Source organism: Litorimonas haliclonae (assembly GCF_965138505.1).
In the GTDB taxonomy this organism is placed as follows: domain Bacteria; phylum Pseudomonadota; class Alphaproteobacteria; order Caulobacterales; family Maricaulaceae; genus Litorimonas; species Litorimonas haliclonae.
On record NZ_CBCSCO010000003.1, the window covers coordinates 59,248 to 79,365 of the forward strand.

Sequence of the window (20,118 nt, forward strand, 5' to 3'; positions counted from 1 at the left end):
AACACTGCGATAAAAGAGTAACACTTGCGCCTTTATGAGGCGTGCAACACTCGGATAGCGTGACTGAAACGACACCCATTCAGGCCCCACTGCCAAGAAATAACTCGCCCGAGGACTCGGCCAGCTCTCAAGCCGATGCTGCGAAAATGAAGAGCGCTGAGTTAAAGCCGTCAGACTACCCCGTTCAGCCTTTCATAAAACGCGCCCCGCGCATCGCGCGTTCAGCGCTGTTTGGCGTGTTATTTATGACGGCCATCTTCGTCACGATTCTGGGGGCGTTGTTTTCATTTTCGGAGCAATCAGAACAGGTTGACCGTTCTTTTGACGTTTTGAGCGCCAATCTTATTCTCATTATTTTGCTCGCTATTTATTTGGGCTATCGTGTTTGGAGTACGCTGTTTACCAAGTCGAGGCGCCGCTCGGCGCCTCTCTTGCATCGCCGCTTTGTTTTTATTTTCAGTCTCGCAGCCCTGGTTCCGGCGATTATTGTCGGCGTTTTTTCTTTGTCCTTTATCAGTCAGAACATCAGTGATATTTTCGGTGAGGATGTTCGCAAAAACATGGAGCAAGCCCGGTCTATTCTAGATGACTATGTCGATCAGGAACTTGCGAGTTTAGGAAAAGATATCAATTTTCTTTCTGCTGCAATTGATGCTGACCCCGCCATGATAGAACAGCGGATAACACTCACAGCGGAGTTGCAAGTTCGAGCCCGTGTTCGTGATCTCGATTCTGTCTATATTATAAGTGATAAGGGAGATGTGCTTTCACGCGTCGAGTCGCCTTTTGCGCCAGACTTTCGTGTGCCGGCCGACAGTGTTTTTCAAAGTATTCAAAATGGCGGAGTTGCCTATCAAAAGAGGGACGACCTAGATTACCTCATTGCGCTATCGCCGTTGCCGGGGTTTGAAAATGTCTATCTTTATGTCGGCCGTGTCCTCCGGTCCGATAGTCAGGTTCTCTCAAGCATATCCGGCATCGAAGGCGCGACACAGTCCTTGGCTAATTTCAACCGGAAACAGGCCAAGACACGGAACATTTTTGTTTTGACCCTCATGGAAACCGCTTTGCTCATTCTTATGGCGGCTATCTGGTTGGGGCTCATGTTGGGCAATAGAATTATTGACCCGTTGGGCCGGTTGATTACGGCAGCCGAACGGGTTCGGGCAGGGGATTTGAGTGCCCGGGTGAATGTAAGCGAAGACTGGGGAGAGATTTCCGATTTGGGCAGCGCCTTTAACCGAATGACACAACAGCTCGACTCACAACGCGACGCCTTGGTCAAAGAACACGATATTTCCGAACAAAGGCGCCAGTTTTCCGAAGCGGTACTATCAGGCGTTCGCGCTGGGGTTATCGGTTTAGCCCAGACAGGCCGAATAACGCTCATCAATAAATCCGCGGAACAACTTTTAGGCTTTGACGGCGAAAGTCTTTTGGGGCGTCCGATTGATCAGGTTTTATCCCCTTTCGCTCCGGCTTTTAAGAAAGGACGAGAAAGTATTCAGGCGTCCGCAGAGGATCAAGTCAGTTTTGAAATTGATGGCCAAGTGCGTAATTTTGATCTTCGGGTTTCTGCCTATGAAGGGGCGCGAAAGGATACCGGTTGGGTTCTGACCTTTGATGATATGACCCGGCTTGTTTCTGCCCAAAGGCATTCCGCTTGGCGAGAAGTCGCCCGCCGGATTGCGCATGAGATTAAAAACCCTCTGACACCAATCCAGCTCTCAGCGGAAAGATTGGAAAGAAAGTATAGCAGAGAAATTAAGAGCGACCCTCAGGTCTTTGCCAATTGCACTCAAACTATTATCCGGCAAGTGGCTAGCTTGGAGCAAATGGTGAATGAGTTTTCGGCCTTCGCTCGTATGCCGGCGCCGGAATTTGCCAATGTCGAATTGCAGTCTATTTTGGCAGAAGTCTTGTTTGAGCAGGGCGTCGCTTTTCCGGATATCAAATTTGTTCAAACGGCCAAGAATAAACGTATTCCTGTTATCTGGGGAGATGAACGTCTCATTACTCAAGCCCTGACAAACATTTTTAAAAATGCTGGTGAAGCCGTGCTACGGGCCTATGATCAATCCGGGGAAGGAAAAGTCGAAGGCCGAATAGAAGTGGAGCTCGTCTCTGAAGAAGAGGCTGTCTTGATTCGAATCGTTGACAATGGTCCTGGGTGGCCGGCCACAGACAGAGCGCGTTTGCTCGAGCCTTATGTCACAACGCGTGAAAGCGGAACAGGGCTCGGTCTGGCCATCGTCAACCGTATTGCAGAAGACCACGGCGGAAGTCTGATACTGGCGGAACCGCCGACCGGAAAAACTGGAGCCTGCGTAGAAATCCGCTTTGCGCGAAAGAAAGTCTCCATTCCGACCCCAGCTGTAAAGCCTTCCTTGAAGGAAACAAAACCCAAAAAGCCGAAGCCAAAAAAGACTAACCCTCAAAGGACTAAGCATGAAAAATGATATTTTGATTGTTGAAGATGAGAGTGACATCCGGGAAATGATCGCGGGCATTCTTGATGATGAAGGTCATATTACCCGTCAGGCCGGGACGAGCGACGCCGCGCTTGAATCGGTCAAAAAGCGACAGCCGTCACTCGTTGTCCTTGACGTCTGGCTGAAGGGCAGCGGTATGGACGGGATTGAACTGCTCGACAGTTTAAAGGCCTCTTATCCAAACTTACCCGTTATCGTCATTAGTGGTCACGGCACAGTCGAAACCGCTGTCTCTGCTATTCGCAAAGGCGCGTATGATTATATCGTCAAACCCTTTAAGTCAGAGAAGTTGATTGTCACGGTCTCGCGGGCGCTTGAAAATGCCAGGTTGCGACAGGAAAATGAAGAGTTAAAGGGCCGCACCCAGACTGATACGACTTTGGTCGGAACGTCCACTATTGTTCAGCAATTACGGTCGAAAATTGAACGGATTGCCGCGACGAATTCACGGGTTTTGATTACAGGGCCTTCGGGGTCTGGAAAAGAGCTTATTGCCCGACTTCTCCATGCACAGTCCAGACGCGCGGACGGGCCTTTCAAGGCCGTCAATGCGGCGTCTATGGTGCCAGAGCGGGTAGAAGAAGAATTATTTGGGGTCGAAGACGCCGACGGTGCCGTGGTAAAAACAGGGCTGTTGGAGTCCGCTCATAACGGAACGCTTTATGTTGATGAAGTGGCGGATATGCCCTCTGAAACTCAAGGTAAATTGCTTCGGCTCTTGGTTGAACAGCGCTTTCACAGGCTTGGGGGGAGCCAAGATGTACAAGTTGACGTTCGGGTTATTACGTCCAGTTCCCATGATTTATTGAATGACGTGGAAGCAGGGAATTTCCGTGAGGATCTGTTTCACCGTTTGAACGTCATGCCTCTAGAGTCCTCTCCGCTGAGTGAGCGCCGCGAAGACATTCCGCTCTTGGTGGAACATTTTATCTCCCAACTTGCGGCGTCTACAGGGCTTCCGGCGCGAGAAATTGGACCGGATGCGATGGCGGCTTTGCAGGCTCATGACTGGCCCGGAAATGTAAGACAGCTCCGAAATAATGTTGAACGCTTGTTGATTTTGGCAACGGGAGAGCCCGGCCAACCTATTACTTTGGCGACGTTGCCCCCCGAAGTATCTGTTGTCCGGCCATCGGGCGGACCTGCGGAGTCAGAGAAAATGATTTCAATGCCCCTACGGGATGCGAGAGAGCATTTCGAACGGGAATACCTACAAGCGCAAATAGACCGCTTTGACGGGAATATTTCACGCACAGCAAGTTTTGTCGGTATGGAGCGTTCAGCCTTGCACCGAAAGCTAAAGTCGCTAGGTTTGGGCGCAAATGGGCGTGATGACGCCTCCTGATAAATGCCGGGGCCGAGCCCCGATCACAATGTGAGGGCTCATGCGGGTCATAATTTGCGGTGCAGGGCGAGTTGGTTACGGGCTTGCTGCGCGCCTTGCAGCTGAAAACAATACGGTTACGGTGATCGAGTTGTCGCCGGATCTTATCCGTCAGATTACGACAGATTTGGACGTGCGAGGCGTCATCGGAAACGGCGCCCATCCAGATGTTCTTGTCCGGGCTGGCATCCGAAATACGGATATGATTATCGCGGTTACCCACGCCGATGAGGTCAATATGGTCTCCTGCCAAGTGGCGCATTCGCTCTTTGACGTTCCCACAAAAATTGCTCGGGTGAGGGCGCAGAGCTATCTTAACAGTCAATGGAATGATCTTTACAGCCGCGAAAACATGCCAATCGATATTATTATTTCTCCGGAAATAGAGATTGGTAAAGCGATTGTTAGGCGATTGAACACTCCAGGAGCTTTCAATGTCGTGCCATTTGGAAACGGGCAGGTTCTGCTCTTGGGTGTCCAAATCGACGAGGATTGTCCGATCGTTGATACCCCAATCCGTCAAATCCCGGACTTATTTGAGGGGCTCCACGCCGCGATTGTCGGTATTAAACGAGATGGTTTGGTCTTCGCGCCAACTTCTGATGATCCGCTTAATGTAGGGGATGATGCTTATATAATCACCAAGTCTGAACATGCGGCGCGTCTGTTGGAAGTGATCGGGAACCATGAAGCCAAGGCGAGACACGTCGTGATCATCGGGGCCGGAAATGTCGGAACCTATGTCGCGCGTGAGCTAGAGGCCGTCTCAGGTATGCGTGTACGTATGATTGAATACAACAAAGACCGCGCGGAGAAGGCTGCGGATGAGTTATCAAAGACGGTTGTTCTTAACGGTGACGCAATGGACGCGAATATTCAGGATGAAGCCGGCGTTTCCAATTCGGAAATGGTTATCTGCTTGACCAATGACGATAAAATCAACATTCTTTCTGCCGTTCTGGCTAAAAAACTTGGGGCAAATCATACGATTAGCCTTATCAATGAAGTGTCAATGCAGGATATGCAGAAAGAACTCGGCATCGATATGGTCATCGATCCGCGGGCAAGTACAATTTCTTCTATTTTGCGCCACGTTCGTCGCGGCCGGATATTGGACGTTTATTCGCTTGAACAGGGCGGCGCTGAAGTCATGGAGGGCGAAGTCCTGGAGACGTCGCCTCTCGCCGGAAAAACGCTGCGGGAGGCAGAATTACCTGACGATATTACGATTGGCGCTGTCATTCATGAGGGCAAAGTTTTGTTCCCAACGCCTGACTTACTCGTCCGTCAGGGCGACAAAGTAATTTTGCTCGCCGAACGGTCCGCAATGAAAGCCATTGAAGCCATGTTCCGGGTCAGCACGGATTATTTTTAAAATGATATTGCTTCGGATTGTTTTCGGTCAGACAACGCTATGGCGTCTGAGGCGACGGGCTTAGTCAATGGCCATCACCCGAATAATCTATTGGCTTGGATGCGCGGTGATTTTGATTGCCGTTATGATGGCAGCCACTTGCTTGGTTGCGCTACTCATGGCTGACCTGAAAATGGTTGCCGTGATGGGCGTAACAGCCATCGGTTTGAGCGTATTGGGCTCTTTATTCGTTCTTACAACCTCCAAAACGCCTTCCAGAGAAACAAATAGTGACGCTTTAATTTTTCTATTATTGTTCTGGGGACTTATCCCTATCGGCGCTGCCATACCCTATTGGCTTACTTTTCCTGAGCTAGGGTTTTTACGAGGATACTTCACGGCTGTCAGCGCTATTACTACAACCGGCGCAAATGGGTATGTCGTAGAGACTTTGCCGTCCACATTGGTTTACTGGCAGTCTTTTCTTCAGTTTTTTGGAGGGGTATGTGTCGCGACCTTTGCCGTGGTTGTACTTGCGGCGCTAAATTTAACCGGAACAGGCGTTCATCGTTCCGCGCTATTTACGCTCAAAAAGGGAGAGCTTTTTACGCGTTTAATTGGAATTGGACGTGTCGTTGCGGGGGTTTACGCTTTGATTGCGTTTGTCTGCTTTATCTTAATGGCTTTGGGCGGCGCCCCGGTTTTCGAAGCGCTTTGTCTGTCATTAAGCGGCATATCAACAGGCGGAATGACGCCGCGTTCAGAAGATTTATCCCTTTATATTCCGCGCTTTTCCACACTTGTACTCGTTCTTGCCTGCGGCTTTGGGGCGATGAATGTCTCCGTGATTTGGGATGTCCTACGTCTGAGGAGCTGGGTAAATATTAAGCGTCTCGTGACGAATATAGAGCACAGAACTTTAATTGCGATGGGGGTGGGACTTACCCTTTTTGGTTTGTTTTATGCCGGGTTGCAGAATCTGTTCCCACTCTTCGTAGAAGCGGTCTTCTTTGTCAGTACAGCAGGGTTTGTGTATGACCCTATCAGCTTAGAACAAATCCCAAGTGTGGTTTTGATTTCTATTGCGCTGGTGGGGGGCTCGGCTTTGTCCACGGCTGGGGGGCTCAAAATTATTCGTATCATTTTATTATTTAAACAGCTTGCCACTGACATTAGTCGGTCTTCCCATCCGTCACGCGTCCTGCCTGTTCAATTCAAACACCGGCGCGTACCGGATCGGGCCTTTTTGTCTATCTGGTTGTACTTCTTTGGATATACGCTCGTTTTTGGTGCCGGAATTGTGTGGTTAGGCGCGGCGGGCCTTAATTTTACCGACTCAACGACGATCAGTGTCGCTTCGCTCGCTAATATTGGGCCTCTCTTACCTTCGACTCTACCCGACACAGGTCTGACTTGGCCTGACCTAACTCAGATGCAAATGCTTGTGTCTTCCGCTCTAATGCTCATAGGGCGTGTTGAAGTCTTGGCCGTTCTGGTTCTCATGACGCCTTCATTCTGGCGGCAATAGGGTTTACAGAACTGTTATAGAGAAAATACTTGCTTCGCAGGCTTTAATCCAGATAAAGCTCCCTTGTGTGTTGTGCGCAATCAACTCCTAAAAAGAAAAATAAGGGACAATTTCAATGTCATCCGATCGTAAACAGAATTTGCAAGACACTTTTCTTAATTCCGTGCGTAAGTCCAAGACGACCCTGACGATTTTCCTCGTTAATGGTGTGAAATTGCAAGGCGTTGTCACCTGGTTTGACAGCTTCTGTGTTTTGCTACGCCGTGACGGACAAGTACAACTGGTTTATAAACATGCGATCTCTACTATTATGCCTTCAGGTCCGGTTCAGCTCTTCGACCCCGAAGTCGTTGATGACGAAGACGAAGATTAAGCAACTCCGACCTATTACCGACATTTTTTTACTGAAAGTCAGTCATGCTTGAGCGGGAAATACCTCGCGAGAAAGCGCTTGTCCTGCATCCTCGGTTTGCCAATGAACGGGCCGGAGATGCCGATTATGATTTGGAAGAAGCGATTGGCCTGACGGAGGCTCTTGATGCTGAGTGCGTTGAGTCCCGGATTATCCCTATACGTGAACTTCGCGCTTCAAATTTCTTTGGGAAGGGACAAATCGAAGAAATTTCTTCTGTCATTCAGGCGAGCGAAGCTACGCTTACGATTGTCAATGCGGCCTTGTCCCCAATTCAGCAACGCAACCTCGAACGAGACTGGAAGTGCAAAGTCATTGACCGTACCGGCCTCATTCTTGAAATTTTCGGACTTCGCGCGGCCACAAAGGAAGGCCGCTTGCAAGTCGAACTGGCGCGCTTGGGCTATGAACGATCCCGGCTTGTGAGAACTTGGACCCATTTGGAACGACAACGCGGAGGACAGGGTTTCCTGGCCGGACCCGGCGAAACACAGATCGAAAGTGACCGCCGTATCCTGAACGATAAAATCACCAAGCTGCGCCGTGATTTGGAAAATGTGCGCCGTACACGCGGCCTGCAACGTAAAAAGCGCGAGCGCGCCCCGGAGCGGGTCGTGGCGTTGGTCGGCTATACGAATGCGGGGAAGTCAACCTTATTCAACGCCCTGACGACAGGCGGAGTGATGGCTAAAGATATGCTCTTTGCGACGCTGGACACAACCCACCGCGTTTTACCTTTGCCGTCCGGCCAATCTGCTATTTTGTCTGACACGGTGGGTTTCATTTCGGATTTGCCGACGGACTTGATCACGGCTTTCCGGGCGACATTAGAAGAAGTAAAAGACGCTGATGTACTTCTTCATGTACGTGATATTTCAGATCCTTTGACCGAGCGCCGCCGAGATGAAGTGCTGGACGTATTAGAACAGATTGAAGCGGGGCCTGAGCATGGCCAAGAAATTATTGAGGTGTGGAACAAGGCGGACTTGGTGATGGGGGCAGAGCGCGCCGCGCTTAATGAACGCGCGGCTGCAACGCTTGATTTTGAAGATATGATGAATGCTTATCTCGTCAGTTGTCTAAGCGGGGAAGGTCTTTCCGATTTACTCCACGGCGTAGAGACAGCGCTTAGTGTTAATGACCATACTTTGACTGTTACGATTGACCCCGCCAATTTTTCAGCCCGGGCTTGGCTTCATTCCCATGGAAATGTCTTGATGGAAGACATGCGTAAGTCCGGAAATGTAAATATGAGAGTTCGCCTCTCTGAGTCGGATAGTGGAAAATTTCGTTCTAATTATCCAAAATTGATAAACGACTAGGTCTAAATTTTTAGAGCTTTGTTTCTTCAGATTTCGCTGCTTGCCAATATAATTCCAAGGTTTCTAAATCCAAATCTTGAATAGACTCGCCTGCACGCTCTTCAACGCCCTTGAAGCGGCGGGAGAATTTCGCATTTGTGCGCCGAAGAGCGACTTCTGAGTCTACGCCCAGTTTTCGAGAGAGGTTGACGACCGAAAAAAGAAGGTCGCCAATTTCTTCTTCCATATCGGTGGGGTTACCTGTTTCTACTGCCTCTTTCACTTCGTTTATTTCTTCGTTTATCTTGTCCCAAACGCCTGTCAGGTCAGGCCAATCAAAGCCGGACTTTGCCGCGCGTTTTTGAAGTTTCTGTGCCCGCATCAAGGCCGGAAGGCCGAGGGCAACGCCGTCGAGACGGCTGGTTTGACCTTTGGCTGTCCGTTCAGCCTCCTTCAGTTTTTCCCAATTGCCCGGCACGGAGTCGACCTTCTCATCACCGAAAACATGCGGATGACGGCGCACCATTTTCTCAACTAGATCGTCCGTTACATCGTCGAGATTAAACGCGCCGGTTTCATCGGCCAGCTTTGAGTGGAACACGACTTGCAATAGAAGATCCCCTAATTCCTCGCGCAATGCGTCCATATCATTTTGTTCTATGGCGTCGACGACTTCGTAGGCTTCTTCGATGGTGTAAGGCGCAATAGATTCAAAACTCTGCTCGCGATCCCAAGGACATTCTGCGCGCAATCGTTCCATCAAATCCTTTACGCGTTCATAAGGCGTTTCTCCTTTAACCCCGGTCATAGTCTAGGCTTTCTCATCGTCCAAAGAACAAGCCCGATAACGCCCAAAAAACTTATGCCATATGCGGCTAGAATAAACGGCGTGGTCGCTCCGTAATCCATCTTAGCCCTCCTTAAGGTCAATCGTCGCCGGCGCGGTTCTAGGCGCGCGGCGATTTTTCAGTTTTACTAAGTCGGCCTCAATGCTCCGCAGAGAGCACCACGCCAGGAGCGCCGTATATCCTGTCATCATGATAAAGAGCGGAATGAAAAATTCCGAAGGCATACCCGGCGCGCCGGGTTGAGACACAGAGGCGGGTTGATGCAAAGTGTTCCACCAATCCACCGAGAATTTAATGATCGGAATGTTGATGAAGCCCACCATGGCGACAATTGAGGCTAGACGGGCGCCTTTACGTTTATCTTCGATTATGCCCCAGAGCAGAAGGTAACCCGCATAAATAAAGGCGAGAACGAGAACAGAAGTCATGCGGGCATCCCATTGCCACCAAGTTCCCCAAGCGGGCCGCCCCCAAAGACTTCCGGTTGCTAGGCAGAGCAGCGCAAAGACAAGTCCGGGGATGGCCAGACTGCGCGCGGCGCTATCGGCCAAAGGGTGGCGCCAAACAAAACTAATCAGACTGCAAACTGCCAAGGCTGTGTAGGCGGCAAGGGCGCACCAAGCCGCTGGAACATGGACATAGAGCATTCTGACGCCTTCGCCGTGAAGGTCAGCAGCGGGAGAGCTTATCAGCCCCATATAAGTTCCGACCACGAGACATAGAGCGGCAAGTCCGCCGCAAATCGGCGTCATCCATTTTGAGACCTTCCTAAAACGGGCAGGATTGGCGAGATAGGAAATCATGAGGGCTCCAAATTTACACGAAGGGCCGCCGCAGAGGCCGGCAGTCCTATCGCGATTGAGAGTAAGCTTAGACCTGCGAGCAGGCGAATTTCAACTGCTCCCCAGCCTTCGGTCGAAAATGCCTGACCCGATTCTAAGCCAAAAATCAGTAGAGGAACCAAGAAGGGCGTCACGAGAAGGACGGCCAGAAAACCTGCTCCTGTTCGAGCGCAGAAAATAGCGCCTGCCAGTGTTACATAGGCGGCCAGAGCCGGGGCGGCGAGGCCAAGAGCGAGTAGAGTTGCTAGTAGCGTTTCGCGGCTCAGGCCTAGCAACGTGCCGACCACAGGTGTGACAAGAAACAGGGGAAGAAAGCCGAGGCAAAGAAAGGCGGCCCATTTGGCCAGCGCTAACGTTAAAGGGGAAGTGCCGCTCATTAATATCTGAGTTAGCGTACCTTGACGGTAATCTGTTTGAAAAATCGTGGCAAAAGACAAGAGCATTGAAAATACGATCGCGAGCCAGAGGAGGGGAGCGGCGAGATGGCGTAGTTCTGACATTTGTCCGCCGAGCGCAATGGCGCAGAGGCTGATAAAGACAGCCATGAAAACGGCCCCCAGAATCCAGCTCCCGCCGGTTCTGAATGCTAGGCGGAGGTCTCGTCTTAAAATCGCTGTAAAGGCCCTCATTCAGCGACCTCTAACGTCAGAGTTTTGGCAGAGTGTCCTAGAATATCGGTTGGCAGATGGGTGGCAATTACGGCGATTCCGCCTTGTCCCAGATGGGCTGTAATCTCTTGGCTGAATAGTCCGCGCCCGGACGCGTCTAGGGCGGAGAAGGGTTCGTCCAATAACCAAAGCGGGCGGCGGGCGATCAGAAGTTTGGCCAAGCTAAGCCGTTTCCTCTGTCCGAGTGACAGGGTCTCCGTCCGATTCTGCGCCATATCAGTCAAACCCACCTTTGCCATCAGGTGTTCAATATTCTGACTGGAGGTATAAAGTTTCGAGGTGAAATTCAGCTCTTCCCAGACGCTTAACCCGCGACTGGCCCCATCTGGTTGAACAATTAAGGACGAAGAGAAAAAGGGCGAATAACCCTTAAAAAAACTAATTTGGCCCTGACTGGGCTTGAGGAGACCAGCCAAGGCGAGCAGCAAACTTGTTTTTCCAATTCCGTTTTCTCCCAACACATATAGCAGATTTCCGGGTTTCAAAGTCAGAGAGAGATTTTCGAACAAAACCCTCCCGCCACGCCGCAGGGACACAGATTGGAGGCTGACCTCTAAGGGCTCCAGTTCTATTTTATCAGGGACGAACGTCATCTCGCGGCTTATGGCTAAATTGACGCGTTATGTCACGTCGCATTGCGCAGAGCCGGAGCTGTGGTAAAAGCGCGCTGATGTCAGAGACCTTGAAACCCAAACGTATAAAACCTCCACACCGCAACCGTCGTCTCGCAGCGATTGCCGGATTCGGCACGTTGGTCGTGGGCGGGGTCGCGTTGATTGCGTCGGCTCTGGGGGATAACACCCAGTTCTTTTACAATCCTAGCGATGTCGTGGCGGAAGGGTTTGTTCCCGGCTCCGAGACATTTCGGATGGGCGGCAAAGTTGTCGAAGGCTCTGTTGTGCGTAAAGCCGGATTGCTAACGGAATTTACCGTTGCTGATTTCGAGCGGGAAATGCCTGCGCCAATTACAGTTTTACATAATGGCGTCCTGCCGGATTTGTTTCGAGAGGGGCAGGGCGTTGTTGTGACAGGGCAAGTCGCTGCAGACGGTATTTTTATGGCGTCTGAAGTTCTCGCAAAGCATGACGAAAACTATCAACCAAAAATCAATTACCAAGACGAAAAATAAATAGGCCGCTTTGGCCCGTGAGGATCTTTGCGAAAGCTTATCCGCATTGCTGAATTTCTGTGAAGAAGAGAGTGCAAAGGAGGCGGACAGCTTGGCCGATGTGGGGCAACCTCGCCGCCCGCCCGCCTATCTTGCGATAGGACAATTCAGCTATCGCACAGCCGCCTCCATGTGAGGAGTGATTCACTGCAATAAATTTGCTTTATAGCTGACAAAACCTTTATTTCTTGGGGATTAAAATAGCCTAGCACACTTTAGGGTAGTAAATTTTTCTTTTTCCTTTCAATAGCTTAATAAACATTAATATTGATTCTCGATAATTGACCTAATGGCGTGATTTTTGGTCTCGCTGACTTATTGAGAGTTCAATGGTTGTGGTCAGCTGATTCTGTTTTAAGACAGGTCATGGACAAAAAACCAGACATGATCATAGTGGGGGCGGGGCTTTCGGGCCTGCTAACGGCCTGGCGTTGTCTGGACGTAAATCCGAATTTGACGGTTCTTGTCATCGAAGCCTCTGAGAAAATCGCTGGAGACCACACCTGGTCTTTCAATTTGACCGACGTTGAGGAGAGCCTGCGGGACTGGATAAAGCCATTTATTGCCTATCAATGGCCGCGATACGACGTAAAATTCGCGAAGCGTGAACGAACGCTGGAAATACCTTACTGTACAGGGAATAGCGAAACACTCCGCGCCTGTGTTGAACCGTTTATTCAAAACGGACGCTTGCACGTTATGTTGAAGACGAAAGTTGCGTCTTTGGATGCCGAGAGCGTTACGCTGGAAAATGGGGAAACTATGGACGCGGCCTGCGTTCTCGACGCGCGGGGCTTTGCACCGAATGAGAATGTCTTTCTCGGCTATCAGAAATTTGTCGGCAAAACCATTCGGACGAAAGAGCCGCACGGCCTCAGAAATCCGGTCATTATGGACGCGACCGTAGAGCAGCTCGGCGGCTATCGATTCGTCTATTGTCTACCGTTCACCGAGCATGAGATTTTGGTGGAAGATACTTATTACACAGATGGGCCGGAATTGTCAGAGACGCAAGTGGCGACGCGGGTGGATGATTATATCAACAAAAAGGGTTGGGGTGATCATGAACTCTTAAGAAAAGAGAAGGGGGTTTTGCCCATCACTTTGGCGGTGGATTACGATCACTCTTTAGGTTTAGGGAGGGTAGCTCAACCAGACGGTAAAATTGGAATTTCTGGCGGGTTTTATAATGCTGTCACGGGGTACAGTTTTCCGTCAACACTTTATCTTGCAGATGAAATTGCTAAGGATATTGAAAACATAGATGCCTATGCAGTTGATGATATTAGCTTTCTTCGAGAAACAACTATTGCAACTGCACATGCAAACCATGTTTACGCAGAGAAGTTTCTACGCCTCCTAAACCGCATGCTCTTTCGCGCTTGTGAACCCGATCAAAGGTACAAAGTTCTGCAGCGGTTTTATGGATTGCCGCAAGATCTGATAGAACGCTTCTATGCGGGAAAACTCACCCAAAGTGACAAAGCCCGCATCCTCATCGGTAAACCGCCTGTGCCTGTGACAAAGGCGCTGTATAATTTCTCGGAAAAAGCCTTTATCAAACGCGAACGCGCGAAACGAGATAACGCATGAATGTACAGACCAATCCGGCTGATTTTGACGCCGTTACTAAAACGCAAGACGGCAAAATGCCAACGGCGATCGTCATCGGAGCCGGGTTCGGGGGCATAGCGCTCGCCATTCGTCTGCAAGCTATGGGGTTTCAAGTTACACTCGTCGATAACCGGGACAAGCCGGGCGGGCGGGCCTATGTATATGAGGAAGAAGGCTATAAATTCGACGGCGGCCCGACGGTTATTACCGATCCCGATTGCCTGAAAGAGCTGTTCGATCTGTCCGGTAAAAATATGGACGATTACGTCACGCTTTTGCCAGTAGACCCGTTTTACCGTCTGCAATGGGAAGACGGCGAAGTTTTCGATTACAACAACGATACAGACTTTCTGGAAAAGCAGATTGCCGAACGGAACCCCGACGATGTGGCAGGATACCACAAATTTCTCGCCTATTCGAAAGAGCTTTACCGCGAAGGGTATGAGAAGCTTGGCACCACCGCGTTCCTGAAGTTTTCTCAAATGATCGCCGCCGCCCCGCAACTGGTAAGGCTTCGCGCGGATAAATCTGTCTATGATATGGTCGCTAAATTTGTCAAAGACGAAAAAGTGCGCCAGCTCTTATCTTTTCAGTCGCTCCTCGTCGGCGGTAATCCGTTCAAAACTTCCTCTATCTACGCGCTGATTCACGCGCTGGAACGTAAAGGCGGCGTCTGGTTTGCCAAGGGCGGGACGGGTGCGCTGGTGCAGGGAATGGTCAAACTCTTTCAGGATTTGGGCGGGGATCTCCGACTTTCAACCGAGATTACAGATATTCAGTCCACAGGTGACCGCGTGACAGGCGTAACAGCCTCCGATGGATGGACGTTGAGCGCCGACCTCGTCGCGTCAAATGCGGATGTGGTGCATACTTACAGCCAACTCCTCCGCAATACGCCGCGCGGGAAAAGCTACGGTAAGGCGCTCAAGAAAAAATCCCATTCCATGTCGCTCTTCGTGATCTATTTTGGTCTCAAGACAACGCATCCGGACATGAAACATCACATCATTCTCCTGGGACAGCGCTATAAGGAATTGATCGCCGAGATCTTCGGGAAGGGCGGAAATCTACCCGATGACTTTTCGCTCTATCTCCACGCGCCCTGCGTTACCGACCCGGATATGGCGCCGGAAGGATGCTCTTCTTACTACGTTCTCTCGCCTGTGCCACATCTTGGCCATGCTGATATTGATTGGGACGAAATTGGTCCGAAATATACGCAGACGATTTTGGACTATCTGGAAGAACACGCCATCCCGAATTTGAAAGAGGATTTGACCGTTTTGAAAACGCTCACACCCTTTGGGTTTCGCGATGAAATGAATAGCCATTTAGGAAGCGCGTTCTCGGTGGAGCCTGTGCTGACACAATCAGCCTGGTTTCGTCCGCATAACCGTGATGACCATATCAAGAATATGTATATCGTTGGGGCCGGAACTCATCCGGGAGCCGGCGTTCCCGGTGTCGTCGGTTCTGCCAAGGCCACGGCAGGCGTGATAGCCAAAGATTTTTCTCAAATGCTAAAAGGCTAACCTATGTCTCAACTCTCCATGTACAACGCGGTTGATGCACTCCCGCGTCTTCTTTCCAATCTTGAGCATATTCTGAAAAAAGGTGAGGCGAATGCAAAGGACCGCGAAATTGATCCGCAGGTTTTTCTGAACGCACGTCTCGCCCCGGACATGTACCCTCTGAAAAAACAGGTTCAGATCGCCGCCGAGCTGGTGAAAAACGCACCTTATCGTATCGCAGCGACAGAGGCCCCGAATTACGACACGACGCCGGAAACTTTTGAAGAAGCCTATGAGCTTATCACGCGCGCGAAAAAAGACTGCAAGGCCGTGAGTGAAGCCGACCTCAACGGAAAAGAAGGAAGAGAGTTTTCTCTTAAAATGGGCCCACGTGACGTCGATTTTACCGGGATTACCTATCTCTCAGGTTTCTCCCTCCCAAACGTACATTTTCATGTAACGACCGCTTATAATATTTTGCGCCATAACGGCGTGCCGCTTGGCAAAATCGACTATTTTGGCGGATCCTAACGCCTAATGGATTCGATCACACAACACGGCCACGCCTCTATAAAAAAAGGCTCTAAGTCTTTTGCTTTGGCGAGCCGAGTCCTGCCGCCTGCCTTGCGGGATGATGCGGCTATGCTTTATGCGTGGTGCCGCTATTGCGATGACGTAATTGACGGCCAAGAAATGGGCCACGGACAGATTGAAAACTATAAGGTCGGACAAAAACAGCGCCTAAGCCAACTTCGAGAGGATACGTCGAATGTCCTCTCTGGGAAGCCGACAGAGAATCCTGTTTTTGCCGGACTCGCCCGCGTGGTGAAAACTCATAACATTGACCACCGCCACCCATTTGATCTGCTCAAAGGGTTCGAAATGGACGCCGAAGACCGCGTTTATAAAACCGTGGATGACACACTCGATTACTCCTACCACGTTGCGGGTGTTGTCGGCGTGATGATGGCTAATATTATGGGGGTTCGAGACGCCGCCACATTAGACAGAGCGAGCGATTTGGGACTGGCGTTTCAACTAACTAATATCGCCAGGGACGTTATTGACGATGCCAAAGCGGATCGGGTTTTCGTGCCGCAGGATCTACTCCTGAAACACGGCGCGCCAATAGAAGCCTTGGAGCTGGCAAAGCAGAAAAACTGGGCCGCCGCTCACGCCGCCGCCTGCGAGCAGCTCGACATTGCGGAAAAGTATTATCAAAGTGCGAAAGTGGGTATTAAAGAGCTCGACTTCCGATGCGCCTGGGCGATATCTGCCGCGCTTAAAGTTTATCGCGAGATCGGTGAAAATCTACGAAAAGGTGGACCTGACGCGTGGGAAGGCCGGGTCGGTGCGAGCAAGGGGCGGAAGGTGGCGTTGGCACTGGAGGCAGTCGGACCAGCGATGACGCGGGAGAGCGTAAAAACTATCCCGCGCGATGGGTTCTATGAGCGTCCATAATTTCTTTGTTTATGCGGAGAAGGAAGTATATCTATTCCTTCTCTTTCAGCCACTTCTCAAGCCAGTGAATATTATAATCCCCTTTCTGAAAGTCGGGGTCATCCAGCAAGGCTTCGTGCAATGGCTTGGTCGTTTCCACACCCGTTATCACCATCTCTCCTAACGCACGACGCAAACGCAGAATTGCGCCTTCGCGGGTATTGCCCCAGACGATGAGTTTGCCGATCAGGCTGTCATAATAAGGCGGGATGGAATATCCGGCGTAGAGGCCAGAATCGAGACGTGTATTCATGCCGCCCGGGGCGTGAAATTCGACGACTTTTCCGGGTGAAGGGGCGAATGTGTTCGGGTTTTCCGCATTGATACGGCATTCAATGGCATGGCCTTGGAATTTAATATCTTTCTGCGCGTAATTCAGCGGCAAGCCCGACGCGATACGAATTTGTTCTCGTACCAAGTCGATCCCAGTGATTTCCTCGGTCACAGGGTGCTCGACCTGAAGGCGTGTGTTCATTTCGATGAAGAAAAACTCGCCTTTTTCGTAAAGGAACTCAATTGTGCCTGCGCCGCGATAGCCGATTTTCTTGATAGCCTTGGCCACTACTGCGCCGATATCTTCGCGCTCTTTGGCGGTCAGATTTGGGGAGGGCGCTTCTTCCAAGACTTTCTGATTGCGGCGTTGGAGTGAACAGTCCCGTTCGCCCAGATGCACCACATTGCCATGGGTGTCGGCCAAAACTTGAATTTCAATGTGGCGCGGCCCGGTGAGGTAGCGTTCCAGATAAACCTCGCCATTACCGAAAGCAGCGATGGCTTCTTGCTGCGCGGCAGAGAGCGCTTCTTTTAACTTCTCGGGCGTTTCGGCCAGGCGCATACCGCGCCCGCCGCCGCCTGCTGCGGCTTTAACCAAGAGGGGGAAGCCGACGTCTTTGGCTACTTTTTTGGCATCTTCGTAAGTTTCGACGCTGCCTTCCGATCCGGGAACGCAGGGGATGCCAGCGTCCATAACCGTCTTCTTCGCCGTGATTTTATCGCCCATAATGCGGATATGTTCCGCTGTCGGGCCGATAAAGGCCATGCCGTGGGCTTCGACGATGTCTGCGAATTTCGCGTTTTCAGACAAAAAGCCATAGCCCGGGTGGACGGCGTCAGCGCCCGTGATTTCGCAGGCGGCGATAATCGCAGGGATATTGAGATAACTTTCGGCGGCGCTGTTCGGGCCGATACAAACGCTCTCATCGGCGAGGCGGACATGCATGGCGTTGCGGTCAGCTTCTGAATGGATGGCCACCGTGTTGATACCCATTTCCTTACAGGCGCGATGGATACGCAAAGCGATTTCGCCCCGATTGGCGATCAGGACTTTTTTGAACATTTCCGGCTTTCCCGGCCCTTTTTCTGTCGCAGGAGACATATCAGTTAAACGATCACAAAGAGAGATTCGCCAAATTCGACCGGCTGCGCATCCTCGACATAAACGGCTTCGACTTTACCGGACTTTGGCGCAGTAATCGGGTTAAAGGTCTTCATGGCTTCGACGAGCAAGATTGTGTCGCCTTCTTCAACGCTATCCCCGACTTTCACAAAAGGGTCAGCGTCCGGGGAGGGCCGTGTATAGGCCGTTCCGACCATAGGTGAGGTTGTCGAATCCTTGTGCGGTCCAGACCCGGCCTCTTCTGAGCCCGCAGCAGGTGCAGCTGACGACACAGACGGCGCCGACTGAGCGGGAGCCTGAGCATGAGCTTGCGGTGCGGTGTAAGCTTGCACCATTTGTCCGCCGCCTTTGGAGACGCGGATTTTCAAATCGCCCTTTTTCATTTCAATTTCGTTAAGGTCGGTGTCGTTTAGAATATCCGCCAATTCACGAATCAAATCGACATCACTGCCTTTTTTGGCGTTATCTTTTTTTTCTACTGCCATTACGTCTCTCTCTTTTCGTTCAGGCTATTAGTCGGTTTGGCTTTTCGGCTCTGCGAGTCGCCTAATTTTTCATCTTTAACAAATTTATGACGGCTTGCAGCCCTAATTGATAAGAATTTGCACCAAATCCACTTATGGTTCCCGTTGCGGCCTCTGATACATAAGACCGACGCCGAAAGCTTTCACGCTTCGCGGGTTGCGACAAGTGGATTTCAACTATCGGAATATCGAGCAGCTTTAGCGCGTCATATATCGCGATAGAGGTGTGGGTGTAAGCCGCTGGGTTGATAAGAAGTGCAGCGGCCTTGTCCGCGGCTTCTTGAATATGCTCAACGATTTCACCCTCAATATTGCTCTGTTTAAAGACGAGGTCGTGCTTAGTGGCCGAACGGCAGTCGGCTTCGATGTCCGCAAGAGTCTTTGACCCGTAAATCTCAGGCTCTCTTGTGCCGAGCCTATTGAGGTTTGGTCCATTGAGGATATAAATGGCTTTGGTCATTGAGAGAGCCTTTATGCCATGGTAACGCGCCCTGCAATGCTAAAGCCTGTAAGGAGGCCTTTGTGAAGCTGACTTTGAACGGCGAAATCCATAATTTGCCCGATGATTTGACCATAACGGGTCTGATCGCGCATTTGGGCTTGCCGAATAAAAAAATTGCAGTTGAACGCAACTTGGAAGTTGTTCCTAAATCAACATTTGGCGAAGTGAAGCTCGCTGAAGGCGACAAGCTCGAAATCATTCATTTTATCGGAGGCGGATAGTGCCAGACTCTAAAGCGCGTGACACATCTGACAAACTCATCGTCGCAGGACGGGAATTTAACTCGCGCCTAATAATAGGTACCGGGAAGTATAAGGATTACGCCCAGAATGCCGAGGCGCTCGAAGCCTCTGGCGCAGATATTGTGACCGTCGCCGTCCGGCGGGTGAACCTTTCTGATCCAAAAGCGCCAATGCTGGCGGATTTTATCAGCCCGGAGAAAACAACTTATCTGCCTAATACGGCCGGGTGCTTCACAGGCGAAGACGCGGTTCGTACATTACGGCTTGCACGGGAAGCCGGTGGTTGGGACCTCGTGAAGCTCGAAGTTTTATCTGATCCGAAACATCTTTACCCTGATATGGAAGAAACCTTACGTGCCGCAGAGCTGCTATTGAAGGACGACTTTGAAGTCATGGTTTACTGCTCTGATGATCCTGTTTTCGCTAAAAAGCTCGAAGACATGGGCTGCGCAGCCATTATGCCTTTGGGCGCTCCGATTGGCTCTGGCCTGGGGATTCAGAATCCAGTCAATATTCGGTTGATAGTTGAGCAAACCAAGGTGCCTGTGATCGTCGATGCCGGCGTCGGAACAGCGTCTGACGCAACGGCGGCGATGGAACTTGGCTGTGACGGTGTTTTGATGAATACGGCCATTGCCGAATCAAAAGATCCTATTCGTATGGCGCGTGCGATGAAACATGCCGTCATCGCCGGACGCGAGGCTTATCTTGCGGGGCGTATGCCCAAGAAAATGTATGCCGATCCAAGTTCGCCCCTCGCAGGTTTAATTTAGGGTTTAGATTACCGGAAGCTGTCCTATTGGCAATTTTACAACGGGGCAGGGCGAGATTA

At 50.8% G+C, this 20,118-nt stretch carries 22 protein-coding genes; 14 read left to right on the plus strand and 8 right to left on the minus strand.

All coding sequences use genetic code 11. The annotated features are described in order from the left end of the window. Window positions 1-41 precede the first annotated feature (41 nt). The 6 genes from ACNA05_RS07535 to hflX all read left to right on the plus strand — a co-directional run bounded on the left by ACNA05_RS07535 (window position 42) and on the right by hflX (window position 8,492). Window positions 42-2,459, plus strand: a complete 2,418-nt coding sequence (locus ACNA05_RS07535; RefSeq protein ID WP_415810829.1) for a sensor histidine kinase — start codon at window positions 42-44, stop codon at window positions 2,457-2,459. After that, window positions 2,449-3,837, plus strand: coding sequence for a nitrogen assimilation response regulator NtrX (gene ntrX / locus ACNA05_RS07540; RefSeq protein WP_415810830.1), 1,389 nt, complete (start codon window positions 2,449-2,451; stop codon window positions 3,835-3,837). Before ACNA05_RS07535 ends, ntrX begins: the two co-directional genes overlap by 11 nt. 40 nt (window positions 3,838-3,877) lie before the next feature. After that, entirely contained in the window at window positions 3,878-5,251 is a 1,374-nt protein-coding gene (trkA, locus tag ACNA05_RS07545) for a Trk system potassium transporter TrkA (RefSeq protein ID WP_415810831.1), read from the plus strand. A 67-nt stretch (window positions 5,252-5,318) separates the two neighbouring features. Beyond that, window positions 5,319-6,758, plus strand: coding sequence for a TrkH family potassium uptake protein (locus tag ACNA05_RS07550; protein WP_415810832.1), 1,440 nt, complete (start codon window positions 5,319-5,321; stop codon window positions 6,756-6,758). A gap of 115 nt (window positions 6,759-6,873) precedes the next feature. After that, window positions 6,874-7,131, plus strand: a complete 258-nt coding sequence (hfq, locus tag ACNA05_RS07555; RefSeq protein WP_415810833.1) for an RNA chaperone Hfq — start codon at window positions 6,874-6,876, stop codon at window positions 7,129-7,131. A 44-nt stretch (window positions 7,132-7,175) separates the two neighbouring features. Further along, window positions 7,176-8,492: a GTPase HflX gene (gene hflX, locus ACNA05_RS07560; RefSeq protein WP_415810834.1), complete on the plus strand. Its 1,317-nt coding sequence runs from the start codon at window positions 7,176-7,178 to the stop codon at window positions 8,490-8,492. Window positions 8,493-8,502: 10 nt separating this feature from the next. Here the strand turns inward: hflX and mazG are convergent, their stop codons facing one another. Genes mazG through ccmA form a run of 5 tightly spaced genes read right to left on the minus strand, consistent with a single transcriptional unit; the run spans window position 8,503 to window position 11,422 of the window. Further along, the gene (gene mazG / locus ACNA05_RS07565; protein WP_415810835.1) at window positions 8,503-9,279 is read right to left on the minus strand and encodes a nucleoside triphosphate pyrophosphohydrolase; all 777 of its coding nucleotides are present in this window, start codon (window positions 9,277-9,279) and stop codon (window positions 8,503-8,505) included. After that, on the minus strand, window positions 9,276-9,380 hold the full coding sequence (locus ACNA05_RS07570) for a heme exporter protein CcmD (protein ID WP_415810836.1): 105 nt from the start codon (window positions 9,378-9,380) through the stop codon (window positions 9,276-9,278). Before ACNA05_RS07570 ends, mazG begins: the two co-directional genes overlap by 4 nt. A 1-nt stretch (window position 9,381) precedes the next feature. Next, window positions 9,382-10,122 (minus strand): heme ABC transporter permease CcmC, encoded by a 741-nt coding sequence (ccmC, locus tag ACNA05_RS07575; protein ID WP_415810838.1) that lies wholly within the window; start codon window positions 10,120-10,122, stop codon window positions 9,382-9,384. Continuing rightward, on the minus strand, window positions 10,119-10,790 hold the full coding sequence (locus tag ACNA05_RS07580) for a heme exporter protein CcmB (RefSeq protein ID WP_415810839.1): 672 nt from the start codon (window positions 10,788-10,790) through the stop codon (window positions 10,119-10,121). Before ACNA05_RS07580 ends, ccmC begins: the two co-directional genes overlap by 4 nt. After that, window positions 10,787-11,422 carry a heme ABC exporter ATP-binding protein CcmA gene (gene ccmA / locus ACNA05_RS07585; protein WP_415810840.1) on the minus strand — a complete coding sequence of 212 codons (636 nt, stop codon included), beginning with the start codon at window positions 11,420-11,422 and terminating at the stop codon, window positions 10,787-10,789. Before ccmA ends, ACNA05_RS07580 begins: the two co-directional genes overlap by 4 nt. Before the next feature lie 29 nt (window positions 11,423-11,451). Between ccmA and ACNA05_RS07590 the strand changes: the two genes are divergently transcribed. The 6 genes from ACNA05_RS07590 to ACNA05_RS07615 all read left to right on the plus strand — a co-directional run bounded on the left by ACNA05_RS07590 (window position 11,452) and on the right by ACNA05_RS07615 (window position 16,583). After that, window positions 11,452-11,958 (plus strand): cytochrome c maturation protein CcmE, encoded by a 507-nt coding sequence (locus ACNA05_RS07590; protein ID WP_415810841.1) that lies wholly within the window; start codon window positions 11,452-11,454, stop codon window positions 11,956-11,958. Window positions 11,959-11,968: 10 nt separating this feature from the next. Continuing rightward, window positions 11,969-12,133 carry a hypothetical protein gene (locus tag ACNA05_RS07595; RefSeq protein ID WP_415810842.1) on the plus strand — a complete coding sequence of 55 codons (165 nt, stop codon included), beginning with the start codon at window positions 11,969-11,971 and terminating at the stop codon, window positions 12,131-12,133. Window positions 12,134-12,363: 230 nt separating this feature from the next. After that, entirely contained in the window at window positions 12,364-13,590 is a 1,227-nt protein-coding gene (gene crtY / locus ACNA05_RS07600; RefSeq protein WP_415810843.1) for a lycopene beta-cyclase CrtY, read from the plus strand. Between the two features lie 56 nt (window positions 13,591-13,646). Beyond that, a complete protein-coding gene (locus ACNA05_RS07605) occupies window positions 13,647-15,143 on the plus strand; it encodes a phytoene desaturase (protein ID WP_415811264.1) in 1,497 nt (498 codons plus the stop codon). Window positions 15,144-15,146: 3 nt separating this feature from the next. Beyond that, on the plus strand, window positions 15,147-15,653 hold the full coding sequence (locus ACNA05_RS07610; RefSeq protein WP_415810844.1) for a DUF1993 domain-containing protein: 507 nt from the start codon (window positions 15,147-15,149) through the stop codon (window positions 15,651-15,653). Between the two features lie 6 nt (window positions 15,654-15,659). Next, window positions 15,660-16,583: a phytoene/squalene synthase family protein gene (locus ACNA05_RS07615; RefSeq protein ID WP_415810845.1), complete on the plus strand. Its 924-nt coding sequence runs from the start codon at window positions 15,660-15,662 to the stop codon at window positions 16,581-16,583. 31 nt (window positions 16,584-16,614) lie between these two features. Here ACNA05_RS07615 and accC read toward each other — a convergent pair whose 3' ends face one another. The 3 genes from accC to aroQ form a co-directional block, all read right to left on the minus strand. Next, a complete protein-coding gene (accC, locus tag ACNA05_RS07620; protein WP_415810846.1) occupies window positions 16,615-17,958 on the minus strand; it encodes an acetyl-CoA carboxylase biotin carboxylase subunit in 1,344 nt (447 codons plus the stop codon). A gap of 44 nt (window positions 17,959-18,002) precedes the next feature. Continuing rightward, window positions 18,003-18,503 (minus strand): acetyl-CoA carboxylase biotin carboxyl carrier protein, encoded by a 501-nt coding sequence (gene accB, locus ACNA05_RS07625; RefSeq protein ID WP_415810847.1) that lies wholly within the window; start codon window positions 18,501-18,503, stop codon window positions 18,003-18,005. Between the two features lie 61 nt (window positions 18,504-18,564). Then, on the minus strand, window positions 18,565-19,002 hold the full coding sequence (gene aroQ / locus ACNA05_RS07630; RefSeq protein ID WP_415810848.1) for a type II 3-dehydroquinate dehydratase: 438 nt from the start codon (window positions 19,000-19,002) through the stop codon (window positions 18,565-18,567). Window positions 19,003-19,064: 62 nt separating this feature from the next. Here aroQ and thiS point away from each other — a divergent pair, with 62 nt between their 5' ends. Both thiS and ACNA05_RS07640 read left to right on the plus strand, forming a co-directional pair. Next, window positions 19,065-19,265 carry a sulfur carrier protein ThiS gene (thiS, locus tag ACNA05_RS07635; RefSeq protein WP_415810849.1) on the plus strand — a complete coding sequence of 67 codons (201 nt, stop codon included), beginning with the start codon at window positions 19,065-19,067 and terminating at the stop codon, window positions 19,263-19,265. Further along, window positions 19,262-20,059: a thiazole synthase gene (locus ACNA05_RS07640; RefSeq protein ID WP_415811265.1), complete on the plus strand. Its 798-nt coding sequence runs from the start codon at window positions 19,262-19,264 to the stop codon at window positions 20,057-20,059. Before thiS ends, ACNA05_RS07640 begins: the two co-directional genes overlap by 4 nt. Window positions 20,060-20,118: the final 59 nt, after the last annotated feature.